The organism is Nostoc sp. NMS8, from assembly GCF_017115045.1.
Lineage (GTDB): Bacteria > Cyanobacteriota > Cyanobacteriia > Cyanobacteriales > Nostocaceae > Nostoc.
This window is the reverse complement of record NZ_JABXKK010000038.1, coordinates 1-8,167: the sequence shown is the minus strand read 5'-3', so window position 1 is coordinate 8,167 and position 8,167 is coordinate 1. Positions and strand designations below refer to the sequence as shown.

Sequence of the window (8,167 nt, the reverse complement as noted above, 5' to 3'; positions counted from 1 at the left end):
AGTTTTTAGCGATCGCACCTTTTTTGCCCAACCTCACAAAATCGCGTTGCTCCCGATGTTTGCTGTGTTAAATTTTGTGAATTTTCAGGTGACTCTGAGGTGCTAGCCACAACTGGCAATTCTGGCTGAAAGTATGAGGCGATCGCTTCTAAATCTGCTTCTGAAACTGCCTTTACAGTGTCAAAATCATCGGGGCGAACATGGCTTAAAGCCAGTCTTAAACTTTGCTCTGTGGTCATGTACTTTAGGCAAGCATCATGAATGCTTACTGTGTCTGCTGTTGGCGCTGTCGTTCTCTTTCGTGGTGCCATGATTACGCTCCCTTCTGTAATTTTTGTAATTGCTGGAATGCTTGCTGATAGCGGTATCTAGAAAAATCATTCGGATTTTTGGCGATATAGCCTTTGACCCGTTCGCCGCGTCGTAGCTGTGCCATTAGCCGCCCTACTCTGCCCAAAACCCATGCTTGGTAGGGTGATAAGGGTGATTCCCGGTCGTAGCTGCCATCGTGGTTTTTTGGGTAGGCATCTCTGAAACTGGGAATTCTCCAGAAGGCTAAATTCTCCCAAGTGACCAAAGTAGAACGGCTTACACCCAAAACCTCAGCTAAATATGTCTTGGTAGATGGAAAATCTAAAAATAAATCTAAATCTGTAGAGTGTTTGCTCCGTCTAGGTTTCATGGGTTTACTACAGTAATCAATGTGAATCAGATAGTAACTAGCTAGCAATCAGAAGAAGTACACATCACGATGTAGCACCTAAACGCTAAACCCCTTACTGTGTAAGTCGCTGGGGTACTCGTAGGACGCTAATTAGTGACTTGTTGTTGATCGATTAGCTATGGTGTTATGTTAAATCACAGGTGTTGTACCTGTCAACAAATAAAAGTGAGTAAAACATTTGTCAATAATTCAGCCTATTTGTGTTAAGGGAGGATAATTATAGTTACTCACTATAAAAACTGATAAGTGCTACACTATGCCTTCTAAAAAACCGACTATCACAATTCGTGTGACAGATGAAGAGTATAAAATTTTACAGACATGGGCAGATAAAGATTACAGAACAGTTCCTAGCCTAGTTTTGGCTTTAACCAAAAAAGCAATTGATGACTATACACAGCAGAATCATCAGGAAAAATCAGCATGACAGAAGCACAAATCCAAGACATTTACTTACGCCTGGATAGTCTTACATCTGAGGTCAATTCGCTCAAATTACTAACCGGCACGATAGGCACAAGCCAAGTAGCGATGCCTACGGCGAGCTATTCGGTTTCGCCAAAAGATTAAACGGGAGAATTGATAATGGTCAGCAGTCTTAAAGAACTAATTGATGAGCCAGAATTGGATCATACCTCAGACCCAGAAGAAAGGTTTATTAGCAGTGGTGTGAGTTGGGAGAGCTATGAATCGCTACTAGTCAAACTAGAAAACAACTCTCATTACCGTGTTACTTATTTAGATGAAATATTAGAGATAGTGTCGCCATCAATCAGGCATGAAAAAATCAAAACGAATTTAGGGATGCTGTTAGAGCGTTTCTTTTACAGCAAGCGTATTCGTTTTGTACCTATGGGAAGTTCTACTTTTAGAAACAAAGCAAAAAAAGCAGGTGCGGAACCAGACGAATGTTATTGCATAGGTGAAGAGAAAAGTGTACCGGACTTAGCCATAGAAGTAGTTCTCACCAGTGGCAACATAAATAAATTGGAAATCTACCGAAGATTAGGAGTTACAGAAGTTTGGTTTTGGGAGAGAAACCAGTTTAAGTTGTATCACTTACGGGACAATCCCCAGAATGACGTTGCCACCATTTACCCTGATACCTATGGATATGAGCAAATAGCAACAAGCGAGATACTGCCAGAATTGGACATTTCCCTGCTGGAGCAATGTATTTCAATTTCAGATTCAATTCAGGCTGTTGATGAATTTGAACAGGGGTTAAAAGCGGATAATGAGTGAAACAAATAGCGCCGTGATCGCTCAACTCTACGAGAGATTAGAGCGATTTGAGGCGAACACAAATAGAACCTTGGCTAGTCAGACAGTACTTTTAGAAGAAGTTTTACGGATACTCTGCGATGCCTACGGCAGCAAGCTACGCAATGGTGCTACTGATATATGAAGAGATTTCCAGAGTATGCGATCCCCTTACCAATAGTTTGTATTTTTGAGGATTACACAAAAGACATAAAATCTTAGCTTAATTCATTTAGAGTTCACAAAATAACTAGCAAAAAAAATGCTAGCTACACAGCCCTCAGCTTTTTGAGTGCGATCGCAGGGATTAATCAATCCACCACGGTAAGCAAAAGCAGCGCACAAAGAAACGTTTAGTAGACGTTTCAGCCCCCAGACTCTGCAACCAGCAAATCTAATTAAATTTATAACTATTTCAAGCTTACCGACTAATCCCTACAATCTGCAAATTTAAAAGTTAAGGGGCTGTCCAAACCAACAAAGGACAACCCAATGAATAAACCCCTCACTTCTGACAGACAGGGGTTTGCGAATGAAAAGCCTAGTATTCTAACGCAAACTTTCCCCAACAATCAAGAATCTCGAATTTCGGAATTATCAAACTATATTAGCGATCGCCGAACTAGCACCAAATATTTAAAAGCGGGTTGCTGTGACGTTGCTTTAAGACCATGCCCCGACCCGGATGAGTTACTGCGATCGCCTAACCTCAACTTAGAGGAGTCCTTTTACTTACAGCGATTAGTAAAGCTTGGCTGGTTTAGTGGTCAGGTGGCCGCCGTACTTCTCCAAATTGAAGCCAAGGTTGGAGGGGTGGCAGTATGAATCACAAAGGATTCGGCAAGATAGCCTCACCCCAAAAATCACTAAATCAAGAACTAAGGCAGGTTTTCAGAAAATTCAACAAGCGAGGTAAGCTCAGAAGTACCCCTTGGGCTTTGCATGAAGTCTCAAGACTTGAGTCCAGAGATGGAAAAGTCCATCAAGTTGTTGTAGCCGACAACCAAAATGACATGGCGCAAGGCGATGCCTGCTCTGGGCGTAGCCATCACCATGATAGCGAAATTCAAGCACTGGGTAATTATCAAGGATTCAAAGAGCCATCCGCACCTTATACTTTGCCAGCCAGAGAAGATTTTGAAGCAAGCCACTGGCAAGAGTGGGGTGAGAGTGGGATTGACAGTGAGATAGCGGCACTTAACTTCAAATCGCTGTCAGGGAATGCCGCTTTTGATTACTTGCTCTACTCCGATAAAATCAGCCGCCGCAACGATGGGCGGCTACGCGATGGGGATATGCGGCGATATGCTCACCTGTCTAATGGTGGTTGGTGGTGTAGCGGAATAAATATTATCACTGGTGAAGATTCCGATTGGGGATGCTTCAAGCCCAACACGCCAAGAATAGATGAGGGTAACAGCAAGGCAATTAAGTATGAGCATCCCCCCAAAGTTGACACAGAAATTTTTGCCTTACGGATTCCCACCCGGATCTGGGAATTAATTAGCCGCCGCTACGATGTGGCACTACCAGAAAATTACCAAAGTTTACCTTTTGGTGATTTTTGGCGATGGGTGAGAGAGAATACCCAAATTCCCATTATCATCTGCGAGGGTGCTAAAAAAGCAGCTGCAATCTTATCTTGTGGTTACGTTGCGATCGGCATACCAGGGGTGTGGGGAGGCCGTCGCCAACCAAAGGATGAATATGGCGAAAATAACGGCGCACCGTACCTAATCCCACAGTTAGCCGCTTATGCTCAATCAGGCAGGCGAATTTATTTCTGTTTCGATGCCGATGTGAAGCGCACCACGGTTAGAAGCGTGAATGGTGCGATCGCTAAAACTGCCAAGCTTTTATCTTTGCGTGGTTGTGAAGTCCGAGTAATGGGGTGGCATTTGGCATTAGGCAAAGGGATTGATGATGTACTAGCTGCTTACGGCCGCGACCAATTTGATACTATTTACTGCGATGCTCTGAAATTAGATGAGTGGAACACCAAGCAACTAAGGCGGCTCACATACACCCCAGATTTGAACTTAAATCAGCGTTACTTGGGTGAGTTGGCTATTCCTTTGGGTAAGCAGCTAATAGGCTTGAAATCGCCAAAGAACACAGGTAAAACTCACTTGCTTCAGTGGCTAACTGACCCGATAATTCGCGCTGGTGAGAGGAGAGTGTTAGTAATTACCCATCGGGTGCAGCTTGCTACGCAGCTTGTGAAAAAACTGGGATTACCTTTCATTACCGAAGTGAAGCAGACTGAGCAAGGCTCACATTTCGGAATGGGGCTAGTAATTGATAGCTTACATCCAAAAAGCCAAGCCAAATTTAACCCTGATGAGTGGAAAGGCTGCTGGTTGATTTTGGATGAAATCATGCAGCTAATCTGGCATTTGTTGAGCAGTTCGACTTGTCAGACCGATCGCGTAGCCATCATCAAAAATTTCAAACGCCTGCTACAAAATGTTGTTAATTATGGTGGGAAAATCTTCATAGCCGATGCTGACTTAAACGATATTGGCATTGACTTTCTCAAAGGACTGCTAGGGCAAGAGATTGACACTTTTCTCGTGGAAAACACATTTAAGTTTGTAGAGCCTTGGCAGGTAAATTTAGTACAGGGTAATAATCCAGCACAATTAGTAAAAATCCTGACCCAAAAACTAGAGAATGGGGATAAGTGCTTTGTTGCTTTGTCTGGACAACGGGCTAGTTCTAAATGGGGTTCTCGCAATTTGGAGGCGTACTATAAAAAACTGCTGCCACACCTGAGAATTTTACGAATTGATTCTAAAAGCACAACTACTCTTGGTCATCCGGCTTTTGGCTGTACAGATGATTTAAATGAGGTAATTAAAAACTATGACCTTGTTCTAACTACCTCGACCATTGAGACTGGGGTATCAATTGAAGAAAAGCATTTTGATTATGTTTTTGGGATTTTTCAAGGCGTACAAACTACCGATGGTGTCAGACAGCATTTATCACGTTACCGCCCTCCAGTCCCTCGTTATATCTGGCTTAATCCAGTAGGCATCAATAGGGTAGGCAATGGCTCCAATAGTGTCAAGGCATTACTAGCAGGTGAGTACATCAAGAATAAAGCCAATATTAAAAAGCTCGTTGATTTGGGATTTGAGGAATCGATAGAAGGCAATTTTGAGAGCATTTGCATTAATACTTGGGCGAAGTTAGGGGCAATCATCAATGATGGGATGAATAGCTATGAATCGCAAATTATTAGTGATTTGAAATCTGAGGGACATATCATCTGTGAAGTCAGCGCAGATGAGTTACCCGAACCCGCAGAAGTAGAGACTACTAAGCAAGAAATTTACAAAAACTGCAAATCAGAATATGCGGGACACTGTGAAAACGTCACCACATCTGAAAGCATTACAGATGAACAGTTTTTGAAACTAGATAAACAGAATTGCAAAACTGAGTCCGAACAGTTAAAACACAGAAAAGGTGAGATTGAAAGGCGTTATAACGTGACCGTTACTCCCGAATTAGTAGAGAAAGATGATAAAAACTGGTATTCTATAATTCGACTAGATTACTACCTTGGCGTGGGTAGGGAATTTCTACCGGATAGAGAAATAAACGTCATGTCTACCGCTTTAAAAAATGGCGGTGGAGATTATTTCATTCCCGATACTAATAAAAGCTTTATTGGGAAAAAAATTGATGCTTTAGACTGGATTGGGTACAAAGAGCTTCGAGAAACGGACGGATTGAGCAACAATCACCCATTAGCACAAGCAGTATTTGAGAAAGCAAAAACTCATCAGTCCGATTTGAGCTTAATTCTTGGCGCTAAAAGTAATATGTTTGCTCTTCTAAATACTCCCATGCAAGTCTGTCAAAAACTAGCGTCTCTTACTGGGTATAAATTCCCCCGATTGCGGCGAGAGGGAACACGAGGCAACCAAGTCTGGATTTACGGTGTCGCCGCGCCAGACTTCCAAAAAGATGATGAGGGGAATCTGGTTTTGGTCGATGGTCGCGCTGTTCCCGTTAGCGATCGCCGAGAGGAAGTTTTCACGGCATGGGTAGAGCGCGATATCCTAGCCAGAGAAAAAGCCGCCAAAGCAAAACTAGAGGCCCAAGTACAAGCAACAATTCCCAATTGCCAATTGTCAGCAGTTGCAGAAACCGAAATTAATACGCTGACTACATTACAAGAGCAGTACGCAAAGCAGAAAATACAGACGCTAACAGAAGAAGTCGAGTCAATGGTCATCACTCATAACTCAGGAAATCAGGCTCTGGCTACGCCCAGAGCAGGCATCTCGGTTGAGTTACCAGTTGAAAATCAGCAACCAAGAGAAGCGGTAATTGAAAAACTACTAAAAATTTCTAACTGGGGAGAAGTTGCGGTGAACCAAGCCGAGATTGATGAAGTTTGGCCGCTACTTTCACAAAACCAGCGATCGCATCTGTGGGAACTTCATCAAACATATCAGCAGCAATTGTCTTTAGAGGAATTGGCACAGCAGGCGATCGCTACACAAGCTGAAATTAAGGAAACGGGTTTTGGTTCCCACTTCCGAAGCTATGTTTTGAAAGCTGTTAGAGGGGGAATAGCGATCGCTCGGAAATGCTGGGGCGACAAGCAAGAATGCTCAATTCTTTTAAATCAACTATTGCTAGCCACTGGTTAGAGTTTGTGTACCTAGTCAATTTTCAGAACACCAAACAATCATGACAAAAACAAAAATATCATATTTAGCAACCCCTGAAGAGGTAGCGGATTATTGGCAAGTCCTTTTGCAGGCTTTCTGATGGATTAGACCAGATAAAAAACAGTTGAAATCCATCACAGATGTAACCAGAGCGGTTAAGGAGTGATTAGTCAGTGTGATCGCCGTCGCTGTGTGGTATCGAAATAATCCGCACTATGCATTATATAGTTGTAATACTGTACCTGTGTTCAATCATCCACTACCCAGCAGGCAAGGCAAGAAGGCGAACGCTTAACTTTGGGATTGAATCATGAACACGCTCTAAAGACTTGATAAAATTCTGAAAAGTCATAATTGTAAACAATTAAGATTGAATCAGACCATACTTGCAACTTACTGGGATTCCCAATTTGGGAATCTGGAAGTTTCGTTGTACATTCCACTTCGGTCTGGTCATGCAGGGATCGCTCTTTTTCCTCATTGACTTGCTCAATATGACTGTGGTTTATCTGTAAGATAGCCACGTAATAGATGCTTGAATATAGAAGTCAAACAAAAAACCAATTATACCCATGTTGGAAATTGAAAACTTGGGAGTGAGTGTAAAAGAGTATTTAGAGAGATTAGCAGCAGGGATTGACATTTTAGAGTTGAAGCGGTTAGAAGCAAGGGGAATTCCCACCAATTTAGCTTTAGAAGTGATGGCGATTATACCAAAGGTAATCAATGGCACAGCCACACCTGAAGAGGTTGTCCGAGGACTAATGATTATGTCGCCATCCTTAAGAGAGCAAATTGAATAGTTTCGAGAATTACCACATTGGTTTACTTTGGGTTGTCGCCTTGCATCAGTGCATCTAACTGAGCTAACAACTTCTCTACTTTGGATTTTTTCTTCGGATCATCCCACACTTTCGCTTTTTTGAAGCGTTGAAAAGTATCATCAACGCGGTCTTTTATGGATGCTGATTCTGTTTGCTGTGATGACTCTGATTTAGACTGCTGCTCAATTTCTTGAATCTTACGCTTGATTTCGCTCAGTGAGAGATTGTAAGCGATCGCATCTTCTAAGAATTGTTTTCTTGTTTTTTCATCACCAACTCGTGCGATCGCTTTGGCTTTACTTGTCTCCAGTTTCCCCTGACGTAATACCTCTAAAAAGTCACTGGGCAAATTGAGCAATGGCAAACGATTGCTGATAAAAGAGTCTAGTTTAATATTGCCGAGCGAGGTCAAAACCTCCTCCACTACACTAATGACATCATTGCCAATAACGTTATTGGCAGCAGTTCTACCACGCTGTTGGTTTTGAATGTGATGTAGCAGTGGTGGTACTTCTTGGGGTGAAATTTTTAATTTGACAGCCAAAAGTCGCACAATCCCATCAGTTTCTTCAAGGTCAGTCAGTCCCGAACGAGCGAAGTTTTCTATGAGCAATACTTCGGACAAAATTAAGCAGCAATAACGCCATAAGAGCGTAGGTTTTGAT

Annotated in this window: 9 protein-coding genes; 6 read left to right on the top strand and 3 right to left on the bottom strand. The window is 42.5% G+C overall.

Features of this window, described 5'->3' with window-relative positions; all coding sequences use genetic code 11:
• Positions 1–5 precede the first annotated feature (5 nt).
• The gene (locus HWQ39_RS05855; RefSeq protein ID WP_292842547.1) at positions 6–311 is read right to left on the bottom strand and encodes a hypothetical protein; all 306 of its coding nucleotides are present in this window, start codon (positions 309–311) and stop codon (positions 6–8) included.
• A 2-nt stretch (positions 312–313) separates the two neighbouring features.
• On the bottom strand, positions 314–682 hold the full coding sequence (locus HWQ39_RS05850; protein WP_114085501.1) for a hypothetical protein: 369 nt from the start codon (positions 680–682) through the stop codon (positions 314–316).
• Positions 683–980: 298 nt separating this feature from the next.
• On the opposite strand from HWQ39_RS05850, the gene HWQ39_RS05845 reads away from it, so the two are divergent.
• The 6 genes from HWQ39_RS05845 to HWQ39_RS05820 all read left to right on the top strand — a co-directional run bounded on the left by HWQ39_RS05845 (position 981) and on the right by HWQ39_RS05820 (position 7,481).
• Entirely contained in the window at positions 981–1,151 is a 171-nt protein-coding gene (locus HWQ39_RS05845; protein ID WP_229491299.1) for a hypothetical protein, read from the top strand.
• Between the two features lie 158 nt (positions 1,152–1,309).
• Positions 1,310–1,969 carry a Uma2 family endonuclease gene (locus tag HWQ39_RS05840; RefSeq protein WP_292842542.1) on the top strand — a complete coding sequence of 220 codons (660 nt, stop codon included), beginning with the start codon at positions 1,310–1,312 and terminating at the stop codon, positions 1,967–1,969.
• A complete protein-coding gene (locus HWQ39_RS05835) occupies positions 1,962–2,132 on the top strand; it encodes a hypothetical protein (RefSeq protein ID WP_292842540.1) in 171 nt (56 codons plus the stop codon). Before HWQ39_RS05840 ends, HWQ39_RS05835 begins: the two co-directional genes overlap by 8 nt.
• A 347-nt stretch (positions 2,133–2,479) precedes the next feature.
• On the top strand, positions 2,480–2,812 hold the full coding sequence (locus tag HWQ39_RS05830; protein WP_292842538.1) for a hypothetical protein: 333 nt from the start codon (positions 2,480–2,482) through the stop codon (positions 2,810–2,812).
• Positions 2,809–6,657, top strand: coding sequence for a plasmid replication protein, CyRepA1 family (locus HWQ39_RS05825; protein WP_292842536.1), 3,849 nt, complete (start codon positions 2,809–2,811; stop codon positions 6,655–6,657). Before HWQ39_RS05830 ends, HWQ39_RS05825 begins: the two co-directional genes overlap by 4 nt.
• A 593-nt stretch (positions 6,658–7,250) precedes the next feature.
• On the top strand, positions 7,251–7,481 hold the full coding sequence (locus HWQ39_RS05820) for a hypothetical protein (RefSeq protein ID WP_292842534.1): 231 nt from the start codon (positions 7,251–7,253) through the stop codon (positions 7,479–7,481).
• 22 nt (positions 7,482–7,503) lie between these two features.
• Here HWQ39_RS05820 and HWQ39_RS05815 read toward each other — a convergent pair.
• Positions 7,504–8,167: chromosome partitioning protein ParB (locus tag HWQ39_RS05815; protein ID WP_292842532.1), on the bottom strand; the 664-nt coding region annotated here is incomplete at its 5' end.